Here is a 22,873-nt window from a genome sequence, read left to right as displayed (position 1 = left end):
ACAGGGCTATGCGGCTTCCGATGCAGGCATCGTCTCCCGCGCCTGCTCGCGCAGCCACTCGATGAACGCCGCTGCCGGCGCACGCGGGCGCCGGTGCGCCGGATGCACGACGTAGTAGGCGAAGCGGGTCTTGAGCACCGGGCCCGGCAGGCGCCGCAGTTCACCGCGCTGCAGCCAGGGCGCGGCGATGTGCTGCCGCGCCAGCCCGATGCCCAGGCCCACCGCGGCCGCGCGCATGACGTCGGTACTGTCGTTGAACATGTGCATGTCCGGCAGGCGCTGTCCGTGCAGGCCCGCGGCGCGGAACCAGTCCGGCCAGCCCTGCAGCGCGAGGTCGGAGAGCAGCGGGAACCCCAAAAGGTCTCCGGGGCCGGCGATGCCGTCGACGCCGGGCAGCGACGGTGCCGCCACCGGAAACAGGGCGTCGTCCATCAGGTGCCGGGCCTTGAGGCCAGGCCAATGGCCGGGGCCGTGGCGCAGCGCCAGGTCCGGGCCGCCGTCGTCGAAGCGCGCGAGCGCCGTGCCGGTGTCGAGGCTGATGCGCAGGTGCGGATGCGCGGACAGGAAGCCGGGCAGCCGCGGCAGCAGCCAGCAATGGGCCAGCGAGTGCAGGGTGTTGATGCGCAGGCGCTGGCGGTCGTCGCTGTGGCCCAGCGATTGCGCAACCGCTTCGAGCTCCGAGACGGCCGCGGAGGCGGCGTCCGCGAGCAGCCGGCCCTCGCCGGTCAGCGTCACCCCGCGCGCATGGCGCTGGAACAGGACCACGCCCAGGCTCGCCTCGAGCTTGCGCACGTGGTGGCTGACCGCGCTGGCGGTCAGGTGCAGCTCGTCCGCGGCGTGGGCGAAGTTCTGGTGGCGGGCCGCGGCGGCAAACACGCCAAGCGACGGCAACAGGGCGGAGCGCAGGTTCATGCGGGGCCTCCTTGAGACACAAGCCTGATTTGTGGCTTGGACGCAAAGTATGCGCTTGCAGGGGCTTCGCCGGCCCGGAAAATGCACGCCAGTCCCCCACAGGATTCACGTCATGAGCAGCGTCGAGTGCACGCCGGCCACCGCGGCCGACCTGAGAGAGGCGACCACGCGCGACTGGATGACTCCGCTCGAACTGACCGTGCTGGGCGCGATCTGGGGCGCCTCGTTCCTGTTCATGCGGGTGGCGGCGAACGACTTCGGCGCGGTCCCGCTGGTCGAGATGCGCCTTGGACTCGGTGCGCTGGTGCTGCTGCCGTTCCTGTGGCGCTCGCGCGCGCATTTCCCGCGCTCGTTGTGGCCGAAGCTGGCCCTCATCGGCGCGATCAACTCGGCGGTGCCATTCATTCTGTTCGCGTGGGCCGCGCAGCGCGCGCCAGCGGGCGTTGGCGCGATCGCCAATGCGATGACGGTGCTGTTCACCGCGCTGGTCGGCTTCCTGTTCTTCGGCGAGAAGATCGGCACGCGGCGTTCGTTGGCGCTGCTGGCTGGATTCGCCGGCGTGGTGGTACTGGCCAGCAGCAAGATCGCAGGCGCGAGCATCGGCGGGGCGGTGGTCGCCGGGGCGACGGCCGCGTTCCTCTACGGCATCGGCATCAACTTGGTGCGCCGGCACCTCACCGGCCTGCCGCCCGCGGCCGTGGCCGCCGCGACGCTGGGCACGTCGGCGCTGCTGGTGCTGCCGTTCGCCATTTCGTCCTGGCCGCAGCATGCGATCCCGATGCAGTCGTGGATCTCGGCGTCGATGCTCGGCGTGCTGTGCACCGGCATCGCCTTCGTCATGTACTACCGGCTGATCGCCCGCATCGGTGCGAGCCGCGCCTCGACCGTGACCTACCTGGTGCCGCTGTTCGGCGTGGCCTGGGCGTGGATGCTGCTGGGCGAGCCGCTGACGCTGGCCATGGGCGTCGCCGGCGCGATGATCCTGGGCAGCGTGGCCATCAGCCAGCGGGGCGCGCGATGACCGGCATCGGCGGCGACGTGCAGGCGCTGCTCGCCGGCGACTTGCCGGCGGTTGCCGTCGGCCCGGGTTGCGTGCGCCGCGACCTGCCCGCCGCGCGCGGCGCGCGCGCCTGGATCGTCGAGATGGCGCCGGGCAGCGAATGGCCGCACGTCGACGAACACCCGACGGGCGAGGACGTGTACGTGCTCGAGGGCGAGATGATCGAAGGGGAGCGGCGCTTTCCCGCCGGCACCTGGCTGCACTTCCTGCCCGGCTCCTCGCACCGGCCGCGCACCGAAACGGGGCTGCGGCTGCTGGGTTTCAATCCGGTGGAGTGGGGAGACGGCTGAAGCCGAACGCCGGGTTTCCTCAACGCAGTCGACGCGCAACCGTAGGAGCGGCTTCAGCCGCGAGCTCCTGATTCGGAACGCATCTTCCGGGAAAGCTCGCGGCTGAAGCCGCTCCTGCAAGGGTCTCGGACAGGCTGCTATTTTGGGCTCTCCTTCTCCAGGAGCCGGGCCGTGAACTCCATCTGCGTCACCTGCGGAACGCAATTCGCCGACAGCGACGGCGAGCCGGCGCAATGCCCGATCTGCGAGGACGAGCGGCAGTACGTCGGCCACGCCGGGCAGCGGTGGACAACGCTCGAGGCGCTGCGCGCCACGCACCGCAACCGCGTCGAACCGGAGGCCGAAGGCCTGCTCGGCATCGGTACCGAGCCGGGTCTCGGGATCGGCCAGCGCGCTCTGCTGGTGCGCTCACCGGGCGGAAACCTGCTGTGGGATTGCATCACGCTAGTCGATGATGAAACGGTGGCGCGCGTGCGCGAGGCAGGCGATGTCCGCGCAATCGCGATCTCGCACCCGCACTACTACTCGGGCATGGTCGAGTGGAGTCGCGCGTTCGGCGACGTGCCGATCCTGCTGCACGCCGCCGATCGCGAATGGGTGATGCGCGAAGCGCCTGCGATCGAGTACTGGGAGGGCGAAACGCGCGAGCTGTGGGACGGCATGACCCTGGTCCGCTGCGGCGGCCACTTCGCCGGCGGCACGGTCGCGCACGTGCCACAGCTGCACAACGGCCGCGGCGCGTTGCTGACCGGCGACGTGATCCAGGTGGCGATGGACAATCGCCACGCAGGATTCATGCGCAGCTTCCCCAACTACATCCCGCTCTCGGCGCATGCGGTGCGCGCGATCGCGGCGGCGGTTGAGCCGTATCGGTTCGAGGCGATTCACGGCGCGTGGTGGGGCCGCAGCATCAGTGCCGACGCGCGCGCGGCGCTGGCGCGTTCGGTCGAGCGTTACGTGGCAGCGCTCGAGGGCGTGTACGACGGGCGTTGATGTCTCGGCCGTCGAGGCTCGTCGTGACGCTTGCGGTCCCCGGCGCTTATTCGTCCTCGTCGTCCTCGAATTCGACCAGTGCGTCCAGGTCGAAGGCCAAGGCTTCGACGGCTTCCCTGACCTTGCGTTCGGTAGAGGCATTGGGCGCGTCGATCTCGATCTCGTGCATCTGCGGGCCTCCCACGTCGCTCAGGCCGGCGGAGCTCGAATCCGCGTCGTCCATGTGCGTCATCAGGTCGCCGATCTCCTCGACGTGTTCGATGCCGTCGAGGCTTTGCAGCAGGTTCATCACCGCGCGGACGGCATCGTTGCTGCCGGTCAGGCGAATGCGGAGCAGGGCCATCTTGCTTCGTTCCTTGCGCGTCTGGGATGCAGGCAGGCTAGCCGGGGAAAAGCTAAACGCGCGTGACGGATGCGATCAGGAATCCGAGTCCGCCGGCGGTACGCGGGTGGGGATGGAAATGTTGCACAGGTCGATGTGCCCGGCCGGCCGCTTGTACCAGTCGTCGCGGCGGTTGCGGCGCGACTCGACCACCGCGTCGAACAGCGGCGTGTCGGTGCGCAGCACCTGCAGCCTGGAGCGTTCGGCTTCGGGGACGTCGGCGGCGAGGCGGATCGACTTGATCGGCACGCGCTGCGCCGCCTCCTCGTAGAAGCCGAGCGGGCCGGTGCCGCGCGGCAGCACGCTGAGCCTTTCCATGCCGTCGACCACGCGCCCGACCAGGGTGATGTTGCGATCGAGCTGGCGCGGCGACTGGCCGTCGACCACGTACAGCTCGCTGCCGTCGCTGGAATCGGCGGCCACGTCGCGGCCGGCGCCGACCGCGCCATAGCAGTGCGCGAGCCAGGCCTCGCCGGACTGCGGGTCGCGCGCGGCCGGGAAGCCGCCGGCAAATCCGACCTGCGGCGCCCAGCCGTCCTTGTCTGGCAATGCGTGGAAGTCCAGGCCCTCCGCCTTGCGCTCGAACTCGGCAGGCAGTTTCGCCTTGGCGCTCCCCAGCGACTTGCGCGGCTGCCCCTCCTCGGCCGGATCGCCCCACTGCACGACGAAGTTGTCCTGCGAACGGTTGATGCTCATCCCGTTCCAGTAGCCCTCGTGGGCGAGAGTGCGGATATTGCCGACGTGTTCCGGTGCGAAGTCCGGGGCCAGCTCGATCACCACGCGGCCGGAGTCCAGCTCGAGGTAGAGCGTGCTGGCCGGATCGAGCGTGCGCCAGTCGGAAGCCAGCGACGCGTCGAGCAGCTCCTGGGTGGTCTTCGGCCTGGGCGCTTCATCGGCATGGACGGTGAACGCGGGGGCGAGGGCGGCAGCAACCAGCAGGGGGAGCAGGGCAGGACGCATTCGGACCTCGGGCGGATGGCGGTGGGTCGAGTGTAGCCGTGGCGGCTGGAGTCCTCGAAGCGTGCGCGACCCGGCTTCTCCGCTGAATCGGCCGGAGCCGGGTCTGTCGGGCCGACCGGGGGCAGCATGACTAGCGGCACATTCGCTATAGCGAACTTCGCAATAGCATCGTCATCAATCCAGGACAGGGCGCCGCCATGGGCGACTTCGACCCGACCATCACCGAGCAGCAGCTGCGCAAGTTCCAGAAGGAGCTGAGCGCCGGCACCGTGTCGCTGGCGCTGCTGGCGGTGCTGGGCGCGGCCACCGAGCCGATGTACGGCTACCAGATCGCCAAGCGGCTCGAACGCTTCGGCGACGGCGTGCTCAGCGGCAAGCAGAGCGCGCTGTATCCGGTGCTTCGCAACCTCGGCGCGGCCGGGCTGCTGGACAGCCATGTCGAACCGTCGATGTCCGGCCCGCCGCGGCGCTACTACCAGCTCACCGCCGCGGGCCGCGCCACCCTGCACGAATGGAGCGCCGCCTGGCGCGCCACCCGCGATTCCGTCGATGCCGTCCTCAAGGGCCTGATGCCATGACCACCGAACTGCCGACCAACATCCGCGACTACCTGGAGCAGCTGCGCCGGGCGCTGGCCGGCGCCGATCCGGCGCTGATGCAGGACGCGCTCTACGACGCCGAGGAATACCTGCGTTCGGAGCTCGCCGAGAACCTCGACAAGTCCGAGGCCGAAGTGATCGCCGCGGTCGCGTCCAGCTATGGCGCGCCGGAGGAAGTGGCCGACATCTATCGCGACACCGAGGTCAGGGTCCAGACCGCGCTGCGCGCCCCGCCGCCGCGCCCGCGCAAATCGCTCGCCGGGCGCTTTTTCGGCATCGCCGCCGATCCGCGGGCCTATGCGGCGCTGTTCTACATGGTGCTGGCACTGGCCACCGGCGTGTTCTATTTCACCTGGGTGGCCGTCGGCATTTCGCTCTCGGCGGGATTCGCGGCGCTGATCATCGGCATTCCGTTCCTGATCCTGTTCCTGGGATCGATCCGGATGCTGTCGCTGCTGGAGGGCCGCATCGTCGAGGTGATGCTCGGCGAACGCATGCCGCGCCGGCCGCTCTACGGCAATCGTGGCAGGCCGCTGATGCAGCGGATCAAGGACATGTTCCTCGACCCGCGCACCTGGAGCACGGTGCTGTACTTCCTGGCGATGCTGCCGCTGGGGATCGTTTACTTCACGCTTGCCGCGAGCCTGGTGGTCGTGTCGGTGTCGCTGGTGCTCGCGCCGCTGGCCATGCTGCCCGGCGTGCACGTGAACCTGTGGATGTTCGGCATGGACGTCCCGGCGCAGGCGCCGTGGATCCTGCCGGTGCTGAGCGTGGTCGGCGTGCTGCTGCTGTTCGCCACGTTGCACCTGGCACGCGGTGTCGGCAGGCTGCACGGGCAGTTGGCCAAGCACCTGCTGGTGAAGTCGGCGCAGTACGTCTGACTGCCGACAGAAGCCGCTCCGACAGGAATCCGCAACTATGTGCGCTGCGCGGGTTTCGCCGCATGTGTCGCGATGAAATCGCGCACCTGCGGATAGACCTGCTCGCGCCAGCGGCGGCCGCTGAAGATACCGTAGTGGCCGGCGCCCTTGACGGTCAGGTGCTCGCGGCTGCGCTCGTCGACGCCGGTGCACAGCTTGTGCGCGGCGCGGGTCTGGCCCTCGCCTGAAATGTCATCGAGCTCGCCTTCGATCGTCATCAGCGCGGTGTCGCGGATCGCGGCCGGATCCACGCGTTCGCCGGCCACGTCCCACAGGCCACGCGGCAGCAGGTGTTGCTGGAACACGATGCGCACGGTGTCGAGGTAGTAGCGCGCCGGCATGTCGAGCACGGCGTTGTACTCGTCGTAGAAGCGGCGGTGCGCGGCGGCGTCTTCCATGTCGCCCTTCAGCAGGTCCTGGTAGAAATCCCAGTGCGATTCGAAGTGGCGCTCGGGATTCATCGCCATGAAGCCGGCATGCTGCAGGAAACCGGGATAGACGCGGCGGCCGCTACCGGGATAGTTGGCGGGCACGGTGTGGATGACGTTGTTCTCGAACCACCACAGCGGCTCCTGCGTGGCGAGGTTGTTGACCGCGGTGGGCGATTCGCGGGTGTCGATCGGGCCACCCATCATCACCAGCGAGCGCGGTGTCGCCTCACCCCGCGCGGCCATCAGCGACACGGCCGCCAGCACAGGCACGGTCGGCTGGCAGACGCTGATCACGTGCAGGTTCGTCGCGCCGATGGTGCGGATGAAGTCCTCGATGTAGCCGACGTAGTCGTCGAGCGAGAACGTGCCCTGTTCCTTCGGCACCATCCGCGCGTCGATCCAGTCGGTGACGTAGACCTTGTGGTCGGGCAGCAGGGTGCGCACCGTGTCGCGCAGCAGGGTGGCGTGGTGGCCCGAAAGCGGCGCGACGACCAGCACGGTGGGGTCGGACTTCATGTCCTTGATGTTGGCCACGTCGTCGGTATAGCGCTTGAAGCGCAGGAGCCTGCAGAACGGCTTCTCGACGACCACCTTCTCGATCACCGGCACGTCGAGGCCCGCGACCTCGACGGCGTGGATGCCGAACGCCGGCTTCTCGTAGTCCTTGCCGATGCGGTACAGCAGCTCGTTGCCCGCGGCGATGCGGGCGGCGCCGGGCACCGCCGACAGCCAGCTCTCGCGGGCGGAGAACATGCGCGCGTTCGCCTCGGCCCAGTAGGTGATGGGCGCCATCCAGGCGCGGCCGAGTTCGTGCATCTGGTAAAGCAGCATGGGAGCGCCAGGTGATGGTTGCTGCGGCGCAGCATAGCGGATCGTCGATGGCGGAACTGAACGCGCCGTCTCGAGCCCGCCAAAAGGCGATCACGACCTGTTACGTCCCCGAATCAGGCTCAGTCATAGCTGAGCAGGCCTGCTGTTCCGGCGGCCGCGAAGGCAACTCCTGCCATGGGCCGAAGCAGATGCCCGGTCGCGCTGGAAGACCCTGGCTACCCCGCCTCCAGCGCCGTGGCCACCTTCGCCAGCGCCGGCGAAAGCCAGCAGTGCGAACCGAGCTGGCGGAAGCCCACGGCCTCGAAGCGCTTGCGGTAGAACGCTGCCGGGCGCTGCTTGAATTCATGCTCGTCGCCTTCGGCCTGGTCCTCGCGGGCGAACGTTTCCAGGAACGCGACCCCGCCGCACAGTTCGGCCAGGCCGGGCAGGCCGCGATCGAGTTCGCGAACCGGCAGGTAATGCATCACGTCGCTGCACACCAGCAGGTCCACGGGCGCGCAGGGGCGCAGCTGCGCGAAGTCGGCGAAGCGCGCGAAGTGCAGCTGCCGGCTCCGGCCATAGCGGGTGATGGCGTACTCGCTGCTGTCGAAGCCGAGATAACGGGCTTTCGGCCGCAGCTTCAGCAGCGGCGCGCGCCAGGCGCCTTCGCCGCAAGCGATGTCCAGCACGCTGCGCAGCGGTCGTTCGAGGTGGTATTCGGCGGTCGCCACAGCAAGCGCCACCTTGCGCGCCAGGCGCTGCCTGCCGCCGATGCCGCCGTCGCGGTACCAGCGCTGGAAATAGTCGGCGTCGTATTGCTTGGCCATGCGCCATGATGGCGGCTTGGCCGCTGTTTTTGTAGCAAAGCCGGCGTCGCGATCACTATTGCCATCGAGCGTCGACGTGTCGTGGGGTGGATCGACGAGGAGCGTGGCAACGCTAGCGTCGGTGGCGCGTTCGCTTGTCGTGTGCCGCGAACGGTAACCCATGCGATCCTAGGCCCAGTCCAAACGGTTCCATCCAATGCAAGCCTATCTGTGGGTCAAGACCGGTCACCTCGTGTTCGTGATCGCGTGGATGGCGGCGGTGTTCTACCTGCCGCGGATCCTGGTGAACCTGGTCGAGGCCGGGAACGAGCCCGCGGTGCGCGCGCGGCTGCTGCTGATGGGGCGAAGGCTGTACCGCTTCGGCCACATGATGTTCGGGCTCGCGCTGGCGCTGGGACTCGTGCTTTGGCTCGGCTACCGGGTGTTGCCCGGCTTCCCGACGATGGTCGGCGCCGGCACGGGCTGGCTGCACGCGAAGCTGGGGCTGGTGGCGCTGCTTCTGGCGTATTTCATTTTTGCCGGACGCTGGCTGAAGGGGTTCGACACGGGCAGGTCGTTGCCGTCTTCGAAGGCGCTGCGCTGGTTCAACGAGTTGCCGGTGTTGCTGCTGGTGGCGGTGGTGTACCTGGTGCTGGCGAAGCCGTTCTAGGTCGGGATCGGGGAGGCGGGATCGGGGATTCGGAGTCTGGCTTCGGAAGCAATTTCAGGTCCGGACTCTTGCGTGGTGAAACCGGGGACGGGCTCGCGGCTGAAGCCGCTCCTACAAAGGACAGAGCCTCGCCGATCCGTTAGGTCCCGAGGCATCGCGTAAGAAGCGGCAGATCGTACGATCGCCGTCGGGGCGGTGAGTGCCGAGGATTTTCAATCCCCAATCCCCCAATCCCCAATCCCGCCTCCCGAATCCCCGCCCTATTGCATATACCAGCCATGGCTCACCACCAGGCTCTGCCCGGTGAGTGCGTTGCTTTCGAACGCGGCCAGCGTCAGGGCCACGTTGGCGACGTCGTCGACAGTGGTGAATTCGCCGTCCACGGTGTCCTTGAGCATCACGTTCTTCACCACGTCGTCTTCGCTGATGCCCAGTTCCTTCGCCTGCTCCGGGATCTGCCGCTCCACCAGCGGGGTTCGCACGAAGCCGGGGCAGATCACGTTGGCGCGGATGCCGTGCGCGCCGCCTTCCTTCGCCACCGCCCGGCATAGGCCGAGCAGGCCGTGCTTGGCGGTGACGTAGGGCGCCTTGAGTTTCGAGGCCAGGTGCGAATGCACCGAACCCATGTAGATGATCGCGCCGCCCTGGCCGCGCGCCTGCATGTCCCTCATGCACTCGCGCGTGGTGAGGAAGGCGCCGTCGAGGTGGATCGCCAGCATCTTCTTCCAGTCGGCGAAACTCAGATCGGTAACGGCGTTGATGATCTGGATGCCGGCGTTCGAGACCAGGACGTCGATGCGTCCGTAACGGGCGATCGCCTTCGCCACACCGTCGACCACCTGGACTTCGTCGCTGACGTCCATCGCGACCGCGAATGCGTCGCGCCCGGATTCCCGGATCGCCGCGGCCACGGCTTCGGCGGCTTCGAGCTGCAGGTCGGCGACGACGACCTTGCCGCCGTTGGCCGCGTACACCTCGGCGATGCGCTTGCCCAGGCCGCTGGCGGCGCCGGTGACCAGGCAGACCTTGTTGTCGAGTCGGTTCATGGGGTGGGTCCTGCGGGAGTGGCGGTAGGAGGATGCTGGCTCGCGGATCTCGCAAGCATGTCGTGATTTCCAGCGATTTCCAGCAGGCAGAAATGTCGGGTCGCGCGCGAATCCGGATACGCGACCTTCAACCCGCCACGTTGACGATTTCAGGGCGCCGGGGAGAAAGCTCCTGCGGGATTCGCGACTAAGGGCCGGAACGATCCGAAGCCAGCCTATCGCGCCGCCGCGACCGGATGCCATCGTCCTTCCGTTCAATGCGTGGCAGGTACGAAGGCGTCGATCGAAGGCAACTCCACAGGCACGCCATCGCCGTTGCAGGTGCCGGCGGCGCACAGGCGCTCGCGCAGCGTGGGCGTGGCCTGGACGATGATGTGGTAGATGACGTTCTGCTCGACCGTGCCCCGGACCGCGTCGCTGCCCGGGCCGCGCGCCCAGATGCCCACGTCCTCGCCGCCGTGGCTTTCGCTGGACAGCGGCACGATGGCTTCCTGCATGTAGTCCGGGCGGGTGGTGTCGACCTCGGTCAGGTCGGGGCGCCCGGTCGCCGGCAGGTAGCCCTTGCCCATGTGCGGGAAACGCTTGCTGCCGGCCGGCTGCGAATCGCTGGCGCCGGTGTAGCCGGGGCCATTGGCGTAGCCCAAGGTGGTGTAGGGAAGACCGGTGCCATCCCTGGCCAGCTCCCCGGGCGTGCCGTCGAAGCTGCTCTTGCCGCGCACCTTGCCCAGGATCGGGTTGCCGCGGACCGGATAGCCGACGAAGTTGAGGCTGTGCGAATGGTCGGCGGTGACGAGGATGAGGGTGTCGTCCGCGGACGTCGCCTCGATGGCAGCCTGCACAGCGTGCGACATCGCGATGGTGTCGTCGAGCGCGCGGAAGGCGTTGCCGTAGTGGTTGGCCATGTCGATGCGCGCGCCTTCGACCAGCAGCACGTAGCCGTCCGGGTCCCGCGACAGGGTGTGAATCGCGGCGCGCGTCATCTCGGCGAGCGAGGGCTGGCCTTTGGGGGACGTGTCGCGGTCGTGGTCGAAGTCCATGTGGCTGCCGGCGAACAGCCCGAACAGGCGCGGCGCCTCCGCGGCGGCGCGCAGCTGCTGCGTGTCGCGCACGAACGCGCCCTTTGGGTGCGCGGCCAGCCATTCGGCCACGAGGTTGCGGCCATCCTTGCGCTTGCCGTGCCGGGAAGGCGCTGCGGGATCGGCGATCGTGTCCGCGACGAACCCACCCAGGCCGCCGCCGAGGGCGACGACCGGTCCGCCGAATGGCGTTTCGACGAGCTGGCGTGCGATGTCATGGCAGCCCGCGCGCACCGCTTCGGCCGGTAGGTCGGCGTCGCTTTCCCAGCCGCGCGTGGGCACGTGCGCGTAGGTCGATGCCGGGGTGGCGTGGGTCAGGCGCGCGGTGCTGACGATGCCGGTCGCCATGCCCGCGCTCTGCGCCAGTTCCAGCCAGGTCAGGTTGCGGTTGTGCAGGCTGCCGGCGCAGTCGTCGCTGCGCGAGGCGGGGCCGACCGCGATCGAGCCCATGAAGGTCTTCACCCCGGTGGCGATCGCGCTCATCGTGCCGGCCGAATCCGGCGTCTGCGAATCGGTGTTGTAGGTCTTGCTGAGCGCGGTAGCGGGAAAGGCCTCCCATGCCAGCTGGTTCTCCTCGCCCGGCTGGCCCTTGCGCTGGCCGTCGAGGATGCGCGCAGCGGCCACCGTGGTCAGGCTCATGCCGTCGCCGAGGAACACGATGACGTTCTTCGCGCGGCCGCCCATCGCGCCGTTGGCGGCCGCGCGCGCTGCGCCGCTGCGGTACCACCATGAGGCCGTCTCGCCCTGGGGATGCGCGATCGCCGGCACCTCGATGGCGGCAATGCGCGTGGGCGTCGTGTCGCGCACGGTGGCAGTGCAGGCGGCCAGCGTGGCCACGGACGAAATCAACAGCAACGGCAATCGCATTCGACAACTCCGGCAAAAAACCTGGAGTGCATTATGCCGTCACGCCGCGACGGAGGCGGAAGCTGTGTCGCATTCATGGCATTCGCGACGCGGCATCGCGGTCGAGCCCACGCACCAGAAGCGCGGCCTCATGTCCGCCCTCGACGCATGGCTGCGCGCGAACGCACCGGTGTCGTCGAACGTATCGCTGTTCGCGCGGCGTCAGCCGCGGCGCGGACACTGGAAAGCGAGCGTCAGGCGCTCAGCCGGGAGCGTCGGACCTGGCTGTGGCTGGGGAGCGGGGCATTGCTGGTCGCCTCCATGCTGGCGATGGTTTCGGCCTTCTATGCCGTGGTCACCAGCCGCAAGGAAGTCGAGCGCAACCAGATTGCGGCTGACCTGCTGCGCGCCTATGACCAAGCCGACGTGACGCTGTGCGGTCATCGGTTGTGCGCCAACGTGGACGACAGGGGGCGCGCCAGGGTGCTGACAATCAATACCGGTTGGTGAAACCGCGAGCGGCTTCAGCACACTAGATTGTTCGCGCTGAAACGAGTCGGAATGCGGCGTCGGAAAATCAGGACCGGAGCGATATTCCCGGCGCCTGTCCTGCTTGGCGGGAGCGTAGCCCGGCCTAGGCGCGCGAGTAGCGCCACGACTGCATGCGCCCGTCGCGATAGGGCATCACGCCGTGGAACGGCCGCGGATCGCCGTCGAACACCAGCGGCAGGAATTCCCGGTCGCCCTCCCACATCGGCAGTTCGTGCAGGCGGTCGATCGCGACCCATTCCAGCGTGCCTTCCGGGTTGCGTTCCAGCGGCGTGCCGGTGAACGCTGTGACCACGAACACGAAGCCCAGCCAGTCCTCTCCCTGCTTGCCGAATCCGGGCCAGCTGATCGTGCCGCGCAGCGACAGTGCGGTGCACTCGATCCCGGCTTCCTCGGCGATTTCGCGGCGCATCCCGGCGAGCACGTCCTCGTCGGGTTCGATCTTGCCGCCCAGGCCGTTGTACTTGCCGAGGTGATGGTCGTCGGTGCGCGCGTTGCGGTGGAGCATGAGGACCTGGCTGCCGTCGGCAGAGAGGACGTAGCCCAGGGTGGCGACGATCGGGGTGTAGGGCATCAGTTGTCGTCGCCGCGCTGCTTGGCCAGCTCCGCATCCAATGCGCGTTCGGACTTGTCTGCGTATGCGCGGCAGGTCAGCGGCGCACCGTCGCCGTCGTGCCTGCCGGCGCCGGCGTGCGGGGTCAGCAGCAGGTCGCAGGGCAGGGCGCGCACCACGTCGAAGCTGCGGCGGAAGTCGTCGACCAAGCGCGGGATGCGCGGGTGGTCGATCAGCCGGTAACCGGGCGTGCTGAGGCTGTCGACGTAGGCGATGCGCAGCGGCCGGCCGTCGCGCATGTCGGTCCAGGTCCAGGCCATGCTGCCGGGCGTATGGCCGGGCATGAAGTGGACGGTGAGCCGCTGGCCGCCCAGCTCGATCGCTTCGCCGTCGTGGACGATCCGGTCGGCATGGGCCGGCGGGTAGACGATCTCGTCGCCGAAGTGGATGTCGTCGCTGCCGCCGGCCGCGAGCAGCACGGCGGATTCGGCGTTGCTCACCAGCGTCGCGCCGGTGGCGCGCCTGACCGCCGCCAGCGGGCCGACGTGGTCGCCGTGGGCCTGGCTGTGCGTGATCAGCTCCAGGTCGCCGGGCTCGACCCCGAGTTCGCGCATCTGTGCCAGCAGCGTGTCGGCTGCCTGCGGCATGCCGCCGTCGATGAGGATCGCGCCGGCGTCGGTCTTCACCAGCAGCGCGAGGATGCCTTCGGTGCCGATGCGCCAGGTGTGGTCGGCGATCTGCCGCGGCTCGACCGGCCGCAGCCAGCTTTCGTCGACGGTGTAGGCCTTGAGCTGGGGGAGGGCGGGTTCGGCCGCGAAAGCGTGGCCGGCGAACAGCAGCGCGCAGGCCAAGGCGGTAGCGGGAATGGGATGCATGTCGGGCGTCGCGGCGGGCGGGACAGTTTCCGCGATCCGCGGCCGTGCGGCCAGCGTCGCGGATGCGGCATGACTTCTGGCCCGTATCGTCCGTCGCTGCTGGCGCTACCGTGTCGATCTACTTGGGGAACAAGGAGAATTCCGTGCGCACGCGACACCTGATGTTGCTGCTGGCCGGCCTGATGCTCGCATCCGCGGCGCAGGCGGCCGAGAAGGCCAACCCCGACGCATGGGAGTTGCCCATCGCCACCAAAACGCTCGACAACGGCCTGACCGTGGTCGTGTCCGAGGACCACAGCGCGCCGGTGGTGGGCGTCAGCGTGGTCTACCACGTCGGAATGCGCCTGGAACCGCGCGACCGCACCGGCTTCGCTCACCTGTTCGAGCATCTGATGTTCGAGGGCACGCCGAACGCGAAGGAGGGCGTGTTCGACCGCGTCATCACCGGCGGCGGCGGGCGCAACAACGGCTCCACGCGCGCCGATTTCACCAACTACATCGAGACCGCGCCGGTGTCCGCGCTCGAGCCGATCCTCTGGCTGGAAGCCGATCGCATGAAGACCCTCGACTTCAACCCGGTCACGCTGAAGAACCAGCAGGACGTGGTCAAGGAAGAGATCCGCGTCAACGTGAAGAACCAGCCCTACGGCGGCTTCATGTGGATCGACATCGGCCAGCAGGCGTTCCAGAAGTGGGAGAACAACCACGACGGCTACGGCAGCTTCGAGGACCTGGAAACCGCGAGCCTGGAGGACGTGGCCGCGTTCCACCGCGACTACTACGGTCCCAACAACGCCGTGCTCGGCATCGCCGGCGACATTACGCCGGAGCAGGCCTTCGCGCTGGCGGAGAAGTATTTCGGCGACATCCCGGCGCGCGCCACGCCACCGGCGCCGGACTATCGCGAGGGGCTGAACACCGCCGAGAAGCGGGTGCAGCAATCGGATGCGCTGGCGCAGGTTCCGGCAATCGCAGCGGCCTGGAAGATGCCCGACCGCGGCAGCAAGGACCAGGCGCCGATGGCAGTCTTGGGCTCGCTGCTGGCCAATGGCGATGCGTCGCGCCTGTACCAGGGCCTGGTGAAGGGCCGCGAGCTCGCGCTCAACGTCGAATCGCTGTACGGCCTGACCAGCGAATGGGAATACGACGGCCCGACGCTGTTCACCGTGTTCGCGCTGTACAAGCCCACCACTGACGCCGACGCCGTGCTCGCGGCGATCGACGAGGAGATCGCCAAGGTCGCCAGTGACGGCGTCGACGACGCCACCCTGCAGCGGGTCAAGACGCAGATGCTGGCCGACTGGTACGACGGGATGGAGATGTTCCTGTCCCGCGCCGACACCCTGGCCAAGCTGCAGACGCTGTGGGGCGACGCCAACGTCGCCAACGAAATCCCCAGCTGGATCTCGGCCGTCACGTCCGAGGACATCCAGCGCGTTGCGAAGACCTACCTGACGAAAGACAACCGCACCGTCATCGACCGCAAGCCAGTCGCCATGCTGCAAGCGCAGCCTGCCGCGGCGCCCGCGGCGAAGAACTGAGGAGGCACGGACATGAACCTCATCCACAAGACCCTGCTGGCGGCCGCCATCTGCGCCTTGCTGCCGGCCACCGCGTTGGCCAAGGACGTGGTGATGCCGAAGGACCTGCCGGCCTATGGCGCCGACAAGCCGCTGCCGGTACCGCAGATCGAGAAAAAGACCCTGGCCAACGGCCTGGAAGTCTGGGTGCTGCCGCGCGACGGCGTGCCGCGCGTGGACTACGTGCTGGCGGTTCGCGGCGCCGGTTACGCAGCCGACAACGCGCCCGGCTTTGCGTCGATGCTCGCAGGCCTGTTGGTCGAAGGCACCTCGCAGCACGATTCGAAGGCGATCGCCGAGGCCGCACAGGGCTATGGCGGCAGCCTGGGTGCGCAGGCGAGCAGCGATGGCATCACCGTCTACGGCAACGCGCTGGCGTCGAACGCCGACGGCATGCTGGAACTGCTGGCCGAGGTGTCGCGCACGCCCGTGTTCCCCGACAACGAGGTCAAGCTGGCGAAGGCCAACGCGTTGCAGGGTCTGATGGCGGCCGAGGCGCAGCCGGGATTCAAGGCCGAGCGCGCGCTGGCGCAGGCGGTGTACGGCGATCATCCCTACGGGCACACCCAGCCGACCGAGGACGCGATCCAGGCGGCTACGCCGGCGCAGTTCCGCAGCGCGCACGCGACGCGCTTCCGCCCCGACCACGCGCTGTTGGTGGTGACCGGCCGGATCGAACCGGCGCAGGCGTTCGCGCTGGCGCAGTCGGCGTTCGGCGACTGGAAGAACACGGGCGAGCCGGTGGCCGACACGCCGGTCGCCGCCGCCAGCACCACGCCGAAATTCGTGCTGGTGCAGCGACCGGGCAGCGTGCAGTCCGCGGTGCGCCTGGGACGGCCCGCGATCGCCGCCACGGACGCGGACTACATCCCGCTGCAGCTGGCCAACGCGGTGGTCGGCGGCGGCTTCAGCAGCCGCCTGATGCAGAACCTGCGCGAGGACAAGGGCTATACCTACGGCGCAAGGTCGAGCGTGAGCGCGCTGCGCGAAGGCGGCCGGATCACCGCCAGCGCCGACGTGCGCAACGAGGTCACCGGCGCTTCGCTGAAGGAGTTCGTCGGCGAATACGAGCGCCTCGGCAGCGAGCCGGTGTCGCTGCGCGAACTCGACGACACCAAGCGCTACGTGGCAGGCGGCTATCTGATCTCCAACCAGATGCAGGGCGCGGTCGCATCGATGCTGGCCGGCAACTGGCTGGTCGGCCTGCCGCCGGAATACCTTGGCCAGTTCGTCCCGAAGATCCGCGCAGTCGATGCGGCGCAGGTGCAGGCGATGGCGAAGAAGTACTACGACCCGAAGGACCAGTCGATCGTGGTGGTCGGCGACGACAAGGCGATCGCGGAACAGCTCAAGCCCTACGGCGAGTTCCAGGTGCGGGAGAAGTAGCCTGCAGGTAGCCCTCCCCTTCAAGGGGGTGAGGGCGGTCCGTTTGCGCGGCACTACCGCGGGCCGACCAAACGCCCGGCGCGCTGCGCCGGGCCGGACGGCTTAGGTGGGGATGGGCGTCCGATCCGCCGCCGCGAACGGTGGCCCTCGGGTCTTCGCAGGGAACCCAGACGAGGGCTCGCGGCTGAAGCCGCTCCCAGAGAGTGTTGACCTCAGAGTTCGGCGCGTGGAATCGCCAGTCGCCAGGCGCATAGCGCGAGCGGGATCGGCAACAGCATCGCCACGACCGGCATCCAGTCCGGCTGCGGCACCAGCGCCGCGGCGACGATCACCAGCACTGTCATCGGCGCGCCGATCGCGAGCGCTGCGCCGCCGCGATGCGGGCGGGCGACGAACGCCGCGCACCCGGCGCCCAGCAGCGCCGCCAGGCCGAAGCCGGCGACCACGCAAGCCATCGCGCCGGCGGGGGCGTTTTCGAGCCAGGCCGCCGCGTCGCGCAGCGAGCGCATGGCGTTCCCGGCGGGCAGTGGGTGCAATGCCAACGCGGCATGGCCGCTGCCGGCCAGGGCCGCTGTGGCGGCGATCGCGCCGAGTGCGATGCCAAGCATGGTGCGGACCATCACGACCTCCTTGTGTGGATGACGCGCCAGCATGGCGGTGCGATCGCGGTGTCGCAAGCGGTTCCCCACGCTTTTGTGACCATCGCGGCGGCCCGTGCACAATGCCGCATGGCCGTTCTTCACGGACGCCGACGCGAAGGAGCAGGCATGAGCGGACAGCAGCGCGAACTCGAATTCCGGTTCCTCGCCGAACCCACCGACGTCAATTACGGCGGCAAGGTGCACGGCGGGGTGGTGATGAAGTGGATCGACCAGGTCGGCTATGCCGCCGCGGTCGGCTGGAGCGGCCGCTACAGCGTCACCGTCGCGGTCGGTGGCATCCGCTTCGTCGCCCCGATCCGGACCAGCGACCTGGTCACGGTGTCGGCCAAGCTGGTCTACACCGGCACGAGTTCGATGCACTTCTCGGTCGACGTGCATGCCCGCGACCCGATGGGGGGCGACGCGCGCCTGTGCACGCACTGCGTGATCGTGTTCGTGGCCCTCGACGACGCCGAAGGCAAGCCGGTGCCGGTGCCGCCCTGGGTGCCGCAGAGCGACGACGACCGGCGCCTGTGCGAATACGCGACGCAGGTAATGGCGCTGAGCAAGGGCATCGAACAGACCGTGGCCCGCTATCGCGCCCCCGCCTAGCGGCGTCGGCTTCACCCCGCAGCCGCGGGCGCAGAGCGATCGCCGGGAACGCCCACGAACGAGTGCTGGCATTCCGGGAACGCGGCGCGGCAAAGGATTTCTCGCGTGAGCAGGCGCGCCACGGGCGACACAGCGCGATGAGCGGCCAGGCCGTGCAATCCGGGCCGGCCTCTCTTGCGCCCAAAACGAAGAAGGCCGCTTGCGCGGCCTCCAGCTGGTATTCCCGCTGTCTCCGGCTCAGCTGCCGGTGACGCGCCTGGCCTGCATGAACTTGTGGCTCCAGTAGCCTTCGATGAGGCTGGACACCATGACGTCCTTGCCGGTACGCGGGGCGTGGACGAAGCGGCCGTTGCCCAGGTAGATGCCGACGTGGTCGACGCGCTTGCCGCGGCGGCTGAAGAACACCAGGTCGCCGGCGCTCAGCGCGTTGCGGTCGACCTTCTCGCCGCTGGTCGCCATCTGCCGCGAGACGCGCGGAAGCTCGATACCCAGGGCGCTCTGGAAGACATAGCCGACCAGGCCGCTGCAGTCGAAGCCTTCGGTCGAGCTGCCGCCCCAGCGGTACGGGGTGCCCAGCAGCGCGAGCGCACGCTTGAGCACGGTCTGCACGCGGCCATCGGCGTTGGCCGGGATGCCCGCCTGGCCGGTCGTCCCGGCGTCGATCAGCTTGTTGACGTCGTTGGCGAACAGCATGGTGCGCTGTTCGGGCTGGATCGGCGCCACGGCGGTTTCGCTGAGCGGGGCGCTGGCATGCAGCTGGTCCGCCGAATCCCCGGCCAGACCGGTCGCCGCGAAGGCGGGCGACGCGCCGAGCAGGGCAATGAAGGAGAGGAGGAGGGCGAACGCCGGAGCCGGTCGGGCAATGTGCTGGCGGCTTGGGGCTGGGGCTTTCGTCGTCACGCGGTCATTCACGGTTGTCTGCAGGGCGTGATGGTGCCGCACGACTGCCGCTCGTTTGTTCAAATTCCATTAGTGCAGCGTGAAGAAACGCCGGGCCCCCGTCACAATTTCAGTGAAGGACCCGTTTCGCCCCGCTGTAGTGGTCGCGCCAGTAGGGACCGTCCAGGCGATCGAGGCGCACCGTGCCGCCGCTGCTGGGAGCGTGCACGAAGCGCCCTTCGCCAACATAGATCCCCACGTGGCTGACGCTGCCGCCGCTGCCGAAGAACACCAGATCGGCGGCGGTCAGGCGGCCCGGGGCGATGCGCGGACCCTGGAACGCCGCCAGGGCGCCCGAGGTCCTGGGCAGGCTCAGATCGAGCATGTCCCGGTAGACGTAGTTGACCAGGCCGCTGCAGTCGAAACCGCCCTCGGGCGTGTTGCCGCCGTAGCGATAGGGCGTGCCGACCAGGCTGATCGCGCGCATCAGCACCGCGTTGGCGGAGGCGGGGTCGGCCGGCGTGTTGCTTGGCCATGCGTGCTGCGCCACCCCGGAGGGCGGCGAGCGCCGGACTTCGTCGTGGCCGCAGCCGGCGAGGAGACCCGCCAGGACGACCGTCACCACGCCCAGCCGCCGGGTTGGCGCGCGGGCGGGTGAGCCGGGATAATACGCGGTCTCCATCACGGTCGACATCTTGGCCGAATCCCCTTCCGACTGACAAGCGACCGCGCGTCGCGCGTCCGCACGCTGCCGCAAAGAGAATCCAAATGAGTACCGAAGCGCTGAAGATCGAGAAAGACCGCGTCGTCCAGTTCCACTACACCGTGTCCGAACAGGGCCAGGAACCGGTGGAGACCTCGAAGGAACGCGAACCGCTCGCGATCCTCGCCGGCCACGGCAACATCATCCCGGGGCTGGACAAGGCGCTCGAAGGCCACGTTGCCGGCGACAGCTTCGGCGTCGACGTGCCCGCGGCCGAAGCCTACGGCGAGCGCCGCGACGGCCTGACCCAGCGCGTGCCGAAGAAGCACTTCAACGAACAGAAGCTGGCGCCGGGCATGCAGGTCGTGCTCAACACCAACTTCGGCCCCCGCGCGGTGACGATCCAGAAGGTCGGGATGAGCGTGGTCGACGTCGACCTCAACCATCCGATGGCCGGCAAGGACCTGCATTTCGACATCGAGATCATCGACGTGCGCGAGGCCAGCAAGGAAGAAATCGAACACGGCCACGTCCACGGCGACGGCGGCCACGCGCACTGACCGGTTGCTTCGCGGGGGCGGCTTCGGTTCGTCGCGGCGGCGGCATACACTTGCCTCATGAGCGAACGCGATGATGTGCTGGTGGTCGGTGGTGGGGTGATCGGACTGGCCAGCGCGCTGGCGCTGCTCGACGCCGGGCGCGGCGTGCGGTTGCTGGACGCCGGCACCGTGGGCTGCGGCAGTTCGCACGGCAACTGCGGCACCATCACTCCCAGCCACGCCGCGCCGCTGGCGGCGCCGGGCAAGATCGGCAAGGCGGTGCACTGGATGCTGACGCCGGATGCGCCGTTCTACGTCAAGCCGCGCTTCGACCCCGCCCTGTGGCAGTGGCTGCTGCGCTTCGCCTCGCGCTGCAACAGCCGCGACTGGCGGGCGGCGATGGTCGCGCGCGCCAGCATCCTGCTCGAATCGCGCGCACAGCTGCCGCAGTGGGTGGAGCGCTATGGCCTGCAGTGCGAATACGCCGAGCAGGGCGTGGATTACGTGTTCCGGACCGAGCGCGAGCTCGCGCACCTGGCCGCCGAGCTGCCGCCTTTGGCCGAACTGGGCATCGCCAGCGAGATCATCGACGGCGCCACCTACGTGCGCAACGAACCCGCGCTGCGCGACGGCGTGGTCGGCGTGGTGCGCTTCCGCGGGGATGCGCGCCTGCGCCCGGACCGCTACGTGGCCGAACTTGCGCGCGCGGTGCGCGAAGCGGGCGGCAGCATCGAGCAACACTGCGAGGTCAAGGGCCTGGTGGACGATGGCGACGGCATGCGCGTGGCGACCTCGCAGGGCGAACGACTCGCGCGCGATGTCGTGATCGCGACCGGGGCGTGGTCGCCGCTGCTGGCGAAGACGGCGGGCCTGTCGAAGCTGCCGATCCAGCCGGGCAAGGGCTATTCGATCACCTACGACCGGCCGGCGCTCGCGCCGAAGCAGCCGGTGGTGCTGTACGAGCGCAGCGTCTGCGTCACCACCTGGGACAGCGGCTACCGCCTCGGCAGCACGATGGAGTTCTCCGGTTACGACACCAGCCTCAACCGGCGCCGCCTGGATGCGCTGGAGCGCGGCGCGCGCGAGTACCTGCACGAGCCGGTCGGTCCGGTGAAGCGCGAAGAGTGGTTCGGCTGGCGTCCGATCTGCGTCGACGACGTGCCGATCATCGGTCGCGCGCCCGGCCATCGCCACGCCTGGCTCGCCACCGGGCACGGCATGCTCGGGGTCAGCATGAGCACCGGCACCGCGCAGCTGGTCGCCGACCTGGTCTGCGCGCGCACGCCGCGGATCGACCCGCTTCCCTATTCGCCGCAGCGGTTCGCGTGAGCGCCGGCGCGGCCAGGGCCGGGTTGGACTTCGACCTCGTCGTCATCGGCGGCGGCTCCGGCGGCCTGGCCGCCGCGTTCCGCGCGGCCGAGCACGGCGCGCGCGTGGCCCTGCTCGAGCCGGCCGAACTCGGCGGCACCTGCGTCAACGTCGGCTGCGTGCCGAAGAAGGCGATGTGGCTGGCCGCGCACGTGTCCGAGCGCATCGAGCTGGCCGCGCAGCTCGGCTTCGATGGCCCGGCGCCGAAGCTGGACTGGTGCGAGTTCGTCACCCACCGCCAGCGCTACATCGCCAACATCCACGCCAGCTATCGGCGGCGCCTGGACGCGGCGGGCATCGTCACCGTCGCGTCGCGCGGCCGGCTGCTGGATCCACGCACCGTGGAATGCGCCGACGGCGTCCGCCTGCGCGCGGCGCACGTCGTGATCGCCACCGGCGGTCGCCCGCGCCGCCCGTCGATTCCCGGCGCCGAGCTCGGCCTGGTGTCGGAGGACTTCTTCCGCTTCACCGCCGCGCCCGGACGCGTGGCGATCGTCGGCGGCGGCTACATCGGCGTGGAGCTGTCGGGGATCCTGCGTGCCCTGGGCAGCGAGGTCGAGCTGTTCGTGCGCGGCCCACGGCTGCTGCAGGAGTTCGACGACGAGCTGGTCGAACGCCTGCAGGAGAACTACCACCAGGCCGGCGTTGTCCTGCACCTGGGTTGCGACGTCCGCGGCCTGGAACGGGCGGACGGCGATCGCGTGCGCGCGGCCGGCCATGACACCGCGTTCGACGCGGTGTTGTTTGCCACCGGCCGCCAGCCCAATACCGAAGACCTGGGCCTGGAGGCCGCGGGCGTGACCACCACCGATGGCGGCTACGTGTGCGTCGATCCGTGGCAGGACACCGTGGCCGCGGGCGTGCACGCCATCGGAGATGTCACCGATCGGGTCGCGCTGACCCCGGTGGCGATCGCCGCGGCGCGCCGGCTGATGGACAGGATTTTCGCCGGGCAGGCCGACGCCAGGCTCGACTACGACAACGTGCCGACGGTGGTGTTCGCGCATCCGCCACTTGGGACGGTGGGGCTGACCGCCGCGCAGGCGCGCGCACGGCTTGGCGACGACGTGCACGAGTACCACGCCGATTTCCGCGACATGCTGCATGCCCTGGCCGACGTGCCGCAGCGCAGCCTGTTCAAGCTGGTATGCGTGGGCGACGAACGGCGCGTGGTGGGCATCCACCTGCTCGGCGAAGGCGCGGACGAGATCCTGCAGGGCTTCGCCGTGGCGCTGAAGAAAGGCATCACCCTGGACGACCTGCGCGAGACCGTTGCGATCCACCCGACCAGCGCCGAGGAAGTGGTGCTGATGCGGTAGGGCGCCGTTGTCGAGGGCCAAGTCGCGATCGGTGCGCGGGCTGTCCGCACGGTCCTGATCGTTCCCGC

Annotated in this window: 24 protein-coding genes and 1 pseudogene; 13 read left to right on the top strand and 12 right to left on the bottom strand. The window is 69.1% G+C overall.

Annotated features, from left to right (window positions below):
• Positions 1 to 6: 6 nt before the first annotated feature.
• The gene (locus ACFOM9_RS14650) at positions 7 to 912 is read right to left on the bottom strand and encodes a LysR substrate-binding domain-containing protein (RefSeq protein ID WP_386712462.1); all 906 of its coding nucleotides are present in this window, start codon (positions 910 to 912) and stop codon (positions 7 to 9) included.
• A gap of 112 nt (positions 913 to 1,024) precedes the next feature.
• Here ACFOM9_RS14650 and ACFOM9_RS14645 point away from each other — a divergent pair, with 112 nt between their 5' ends.
• The 3 genes from ACFOM9_RS14645 to ACFOM9_RS14635 all read left to right on the top strand — a co-directional run bounded on the left by ACFOM9_RS14645 (position 1,025) and on the right by ACFOM9_RS14635 (position 3,255).
• Positions 1,025 to 1,933, top strand: coding sequence for a DMT family transporter (locus ACFOM9_RS14645; protein ID WP_386712459.1), 909 nt, complete (start codon positions 1,025 to 1,027; stop codon positions 1,931 to 1,933).
• Positions 1,930 to 2,262, top strand: coding sequence for a cupin domain-containing protein (locus ACFOM9_RS14640; RefSeq protein WP_386712456.1), 333 nt, complete (start codon positions 1,930 to 1,932; stop codon positions 2,260 to 2,262). Before ACFOM9_RS14645 ends, ACFOM9_RS14640 begins: the two co-directional genes overlap by 4 nt.
• 171 nt (positions 2,263 to 2,433) lie before the next feature.
• Entirely contained in the window at positions 2,434 to 3,255 is an 822-nt protein-coding gene (locus ACFOM9_RS14635) for an MBL fold metallo-hydrolase (protein WP_386712453.1), read from the top strand.
• A 46-nt stretch (positions 3,256 to 3,301) separates the two neighbouring features.
• Here the strand turns inward: ACFOM9_RS14635 and ACFOM9_RS14630 are convergent, their stop codons facing one another.
• Entirely contained in the window at positions 3,302 to 3,598 is a 297-nt protein-coding gene (locus ACFOM9_RS14630; protein WP_386712450.1) for a hypothetical protein, read from the bottom strand.
• Positions 3,599 to 3,673: 75 nt separating this feature from the next.
• Positions 3,674 to 4,597 carry a peptidylprolyl isomerase gene (locus ACFOM9_RS14625; protein WP_386712448.1) on the bottom strand — a complete coding sequence of 308 codons (924 nt, stop codon included), beginning with the start codon at positions 4,595 to 4,597 and terminating at the stop codon, positions 3,674 to 3,676.
• 197 nt (positions 4,598 to 4,794) lie between these two features.
• Here ACFOM9_RS14625 and ACFOM9_RS14620 point away from each other — a divergent pair, with 197 nt between their 5' ends.
• Together ACFOM9_RS14620 and ACFOM9_RS14615 are read left to right on the top strand one after the other, a co-directional pair.
• Entirely contained in the window at positions 4,795 to 5,175 is a 381-nt protein-coding gene (locus tag ACFOM9_RS14620) for a PadR family transcriptional regulator (RefSeq protein WP_386712445.1), read from the top strand.
• Positions 5,172 to 6,077, top strand: coding sequence for a sensor domain-containing protein (locus tag ACFOM9_RS14615; protein WP_386712442.1), 906 nt, complete (start codon positions 5,172 to 5,174; stop codon positions 6,075 to 6,077). Before ACFOM9_RS14620 ends, ACFOM9_RS14615 begins: the two co-directional genes overlap by 4 nt.
• Before the next feature lie 35 nt (positions 6,078 to 6,112).
• Here the strand turns inward: ACFOM9_RS14615 and ACFOM9_RS14610 are convergent, their stop codons facing one another.
• Together ACFOM9_RS14610 and ACFOM9_RS14605 are read right to left on the bottom strand one after the other, a co-directional pair.
• A complete protein-coding gene (locus ACFOM9_RS14610; protein WP_386712689.1) occupies positions 6,113 to 7,375 on the bottom strand; it encodes a polyhydroxyalkanoate depolymerase in 1,263 nt (420 codons plus the stop codon).
• Between the two features lie 218 nt (positions 7,376 to 7,593).
• Positions 7,594 to 8,184, bottom strand: coding sequence for a methyltransferase (locus ACFOM9_RS14605; RefSeq protein ID WP_386712439.1), 591 nt, complete (start codon positions 8,182 to 8,184; stop codon positions 7,594 to 7,596).
• A gap of 196 nt (positions 8,185 to 8,380) precedes the next feature.
• Between ACFOM9_RS14605 and ACFOM9_RS14600 the strand changes: the two genes are divergently transcribed.
• Complete coding sequence (locus ACFOM9_RS14600; protein WP_386712436.1) at positions 8,381 to 8,833, top strand: CopD family protein; 453 nt, start codon at positions 8,381 to 8,383, stop codon at positions 8,831 to 8,833.
• 260 nt (positions 8,834 to 9,093) lie between these two features.
• On the opposite strand, the gene ACFOM9_RS14595 is transcribed toward ACFOM9_RS14600, so the two are convergent.
• Positions 9,094 to 9,879 (bottom strand): 3-hydroxybutyrate dehydrogenase, encoded by a 786-nt coding sequence (locus ACFOM9_RS14595; RefSeq protein ID WP_386712433.1) that lies wholly within the window; start codon positions 9,877 to 9,879, stop codon positions 9,094 to 9,096.
• A 254-nt stretch (positions 9,880 to 10,133) separates the two neighbouring features.
• On the bottom strand, positions 10,134 to 11,822 hold the full coding sequence (locus ACFOM9_RS14590; RefSeq protein WP_386712430.1) for an alkaline phosphatase: 1,689 nt from the start codon (positions 11,820 to 11,822) through the stop codon (positions 10,134 to 10,136).
• Positions 11,823 to 12,191: 369 nt separating this feature from the next.
• On the opposite strand from ACFOM9_RS14590, the pseudogene ACFOM9_RS14585 reads away from it, so the two are divergent.
• A pseudogene (locus tag ACFOM9_RS14585) lies at positions 12,192 to 12,337 on the top strand (relaxation protein); the annotation flags it as partial.
• A 98-nt stretch (positions 12,338 to 12,435) separates the two neighbouring features.
• Here the strand turns inward: ACFOM9_RS14585 and ACFOM9_RS14580 are convergent.
• Positions 12,436 to 12,924: an NUDIX hydrolase gene (locus ACFOM9_RS14580; RefSeq protein ID WP_386712427.1), complete on the bottom strand. Its 489-nt coding sequence runs from the start codon at positions 12,922 to 12,924 to the stop codon at positions 12,436 to 12,438.
• Positions 12,924 to 13,778 (bottom strand): subclass B3 metallo-beta-lactamase, encoded by an 855-nt coding sequence (gene bla, locus ACFOM9_RS14575; protein WP_386712424.1) that lies wholly within the window; start codon positions 13,776 to 13,778, stop codon positions 12,924 to 12,926. The genes ACFOM9_RS14580 and bla overlap by 1 nt, the downstream gene beginning before the upstream one ends.
• Positions 13,779 to 13,921: 143 nt before the next feature.
• Here bla and ACFOM9_RS14570 point away from each other — a divergent pair, with 143 nt between their 5' ends.
• Together ACFOM9_RS14570 and ACFOM9_RS14565 are read left to right on the top strand one after the other, a co-directional pair.
• The gene (locus ACFOM9_RS14570; RefSeq protein ID WP_386712421.1) at positions 13,922 to 15,319 is read left to right on the top strand and encodes a M16 family metallopeptidase; all 1,398 of its coding nucleotides are present in this window, start codon (positions 13,922 to 13,924) and stop codon (positions 15,317 to 15,319) included.
• Positions 15,320 to 15,331: 12 nt separating this feature from the next.
• Positions 15,332 to 16,744: a M16 family metallopeptidase gene (locus ACFOM9_RS14565; RefSeq protein ID WP_386712418.1), complete on the top strand. Its 1,413-nt coding sequence runs from the start codon at positions 15,332 to 15,334 to the stop codon at positions 16,742 to 16,744.
• A 212-nt stretch (positions 16,745 to 16,956) separates the two neighbouring features.
• Here the strand turns inward: ACFOM9_RS14565 and ACFOM9_RS14560 are convergent, their stop codons facing one another.
• The gene (locus tag ACFOM9_RS14560) at positions 16,957 to 17,364 is read right to left on the bottom strand and encodes a hypothetical protein (protein ID WP_386712415.1); all 408 of its coding nucleotides are present in this window, start codon (positions 17,362 to 17,364) and stop codon (positions 16,957 to 16,959) included.
• A gap of 147 nt (positions 17,365 to 17,511) precedes the next feature.
• Here ACFOM9_RS14560 and ACFOM9_RS14555 point away from each other — a divergent pair, with 147 nt between their 5' ends.
• Positions 17,512 to 17,997: an acyl-CoA thioesterase gene (locus ACFOM9_RS14555; RefSeq protein ID WP_386712412.1), complete on the top strand. Its 486-nt coding sequence runs from the start codon at positions 17,512 to 17,514 to the stop codon at positions 17,995 to 17,997.
• A 237-nt stretch (positions 17,998 to 18,234) separates the two neighbouring features.
• Here the strand turns inward: ACFOM9_RS14555 and ACFOM9_RS14550 are convergent, their stop codons facing one another.
• Positions 18,235 to 18,897 carry a C40 family peptidase gene (locus ACFOM9_RS14550; protein ID WP_386712409.1) on the bottom strand — a complete coding sequence of 221 codons (663 nt, stop codon included), beginning with the start codon at positions 18,895 to 18,897 and terminating at the stop codon, positions 18,235 to 18,237.
• 109 nt (positions 18,898 to 19,006) lie between these two features.
• Positions 19,007 to 19,570: a C40 family peptidase gene (locus ACFOM9_RS14545; RefSeq protein WP_386712406.1), complete on the bottom strand. Its 564-nt coding sequence runs from the start codon at positions 19,568 to 19,570 to the stop codon at positions 19,007 to 19,009.
• Positions 19,571 to 19,659: 89 nt separating this feature from the next.
• On the opposite strand from ACFOM9_RS14545, the gene ACFOM9_RS14540 reads away from it, so the two are divergent.
• Genes ACFOM9_RS14540 through gorA form a run of 3 tightly spaced genes read left to right on the top strand, consistent with a single transcriptional unit; the run spans position 19,660 to position 22,805 of the window.
• Complete coding sequence (locus ACFOM9_RS14540; protein WP_386712686.1) at positions 19,660 to 20,139, top strand: FKBP-type peptidyl-prolyl cis-trans isomerase; 480 nt, start codon at positions 19,660 to 19,662, stop codon at positions 20,137 to 20,139.
• A gap of 57 nt (positions 20,140 to 20,196) precedes the next feature.
• Positions 20,197 to 21,447 (top strand): NAD(P)/FAD-dependent oxidoreductase, encoded by a 1,251-nt coding sequence (locus ACFOM9_RS14535; RefSeq protein ID WP_386712403.1) that lies wholly within the window; start codon positions 20,197 to 20,199, stop codon positions 21,445 to 21,447.
• The gene (gene gorA, locus ACFOM9_RS14530) at positions 21,444 to 22,805 is read left to right on the top strand and encodes a glutathione-disulfide reductase (protein WP_386712400.1); all 1,362 of its coding nucleotides are present in this window, start codon (positions 21,444 to 21,446) and stop codon (positions 22,803 to 22,805) included. Before ACFOM9_RS14535 ends, gorA begins: the two co-directional genes overlap by 4 nt.
• The last annotated feature ends 68 nt before the right edge of the window (positions 22,806 to 22,873 follow it).

This window comes from Luteimonas notoginsengisoli (genome assembly GCF_042648885.1).
Taxonomy (GTDB): Bacteria; Pseudomonadota; Gammaproteobacteria; order Xanthomonadales; family Xanthomonadaceae; genus Luteimonas; species Luteimonas notoginsengisoli.
This window is presented reverse-complemented; position numbering and strand designations above follow the sequence as displayed.

Excerpts from the sequence above, each read along its gene's own strand:
- ACFOM9_RS14605 (WP_386712439.1), bottom strand. The coding sequence starts at position 8,184 with ATGGCCAAGCAATACGACGCCGACTATTTCCAGCGCTGGTACCGCGAC.
- ACFOM9_RS14630 (WP_386712450.1), bottom strand. The coding sequence starts at position 3,598 with ATGGCCCTGCTCCGCATTCGCCTGACCGGCAGCAACGATGCCGTCCGC.
- ACFOM9_RS14555 (WP_386712412.1), top strand. The coding sequence starts at position 17,512 with ATGAGCGGACAGCAGCGCGAACTCGAATTCCGGTTCCTCGCCGAACCC.
- ACFOM9_RS14620 (WP_386712445.1), top strand. The coding sequence starts at position 4,795 with ATGGGCGACTTCGACCCGACCATCACCGAGCAGCAGCTGCGCAAGTTC.
- ACFOM9_RS14565 (WP_386712418.1), top strand. The coding sequence starts at position 15,332 with ATGAACCTCATCCACAAGACCCTGCTGGCGGCCGCCATCTGCGCCTTG.
- ACFOM9_RS14645 (WP_386712459.1), top strand. The coding sequence starts at position 1,025 with ATGAGCAGCGTCGAGTGCACGCCGGCCACCGCGGCCGACCTGAGAGAG.
- ACFOM9_RS14600 (WP_386712436.1), top strand. The coding sequence starts at position 8,381 with ATGCAAGCCTATCTGTGGGTCAAGACCGGTCACCTCGTGTTCGTGATC.
- bla (WP_386712424.1), bottom strand. The coding sequence starts at position 13,778 with ATGCATCCCATTCCCGCTACCGCCTTGGCCTGCGCGCTGCTGTTCGCC.
- ACFOM9_RS14640 (WP_386712456.1), top strand. The coding sequence starts at position 1,930 with ATGACCGGCATCGGCGGCGACGTGCAGGCGCTGCTCGCCGGCGACTTG.
- ACFOM9_RS14545 (WP_386712406.1), bottom strand. The coding sequence starts at position 19,570 with ATGTCGACCGTGATGGAGACCGCGTATTATCCCGGCTCACCCGCCCGC.
- ACFOM9_RS14535 (WP_386712403.1), top strand. The coding sequence starts at position 20,197 with ATGAGCGAACGCGATGATGTGCTGGTGGTCGGTGGTGGGGTGATCGGA.
- ACFOM9_RS14625 (WP_386712448.1), bottom strand. The coding sequence starts at position 4,597 with ATGCGTCCTGCCCTGCTCCCCCTGCTGGTTGCTGCCGCCCTCGCCCCC.
- ACFOM9_RS14580 (WP_386712427.1), bottom strand. The coding sequence starts at position 12,924 with ATGCCCTACACCCCGATCGTCGCCACCCTGGGCTACGTCCTCTCTGCC.
- ACFOM9_RS14650 (WP_386712462.1), bottom strand. The coding sequence starts at position 912 with ATGAACCTGCGCTCCGCCCTGTTGCCGTCGCTTGGCGTGTTTGCCGCC.
- ACFOM9_RS14560 (WP_386712415.1), bottom strand. The coding sequence starts at position 17,364 with ATGGTCCGCACCATGCTTGGCATCGCACTCGGCGCGATCGCCGCCACA.
- ACFOM9_RS14615 (WP_386712442.1), top strand. The coding sequence starts at position 5,172 with ATGACCACCGAACTGCCGACCAACATCCGCGACTACCTGGAGCAGCTG.
- ACFOM9_RS14595 (WP_386712433.1), bottom strand. The coding sequence starts at position 9,879 with ATGAACCGACTCGACAACAAGGTCTGCCTGGTCACCGGCGCCGCCAGC.
- ACFOM9_RS14590 (WP_386712430.1), bottom strand. The coding sequence starts at position 11,822 with ATGCGATTGCCGTTGCTGTTGATTTCGTCCGTGGCCACGCTGGCCGCC.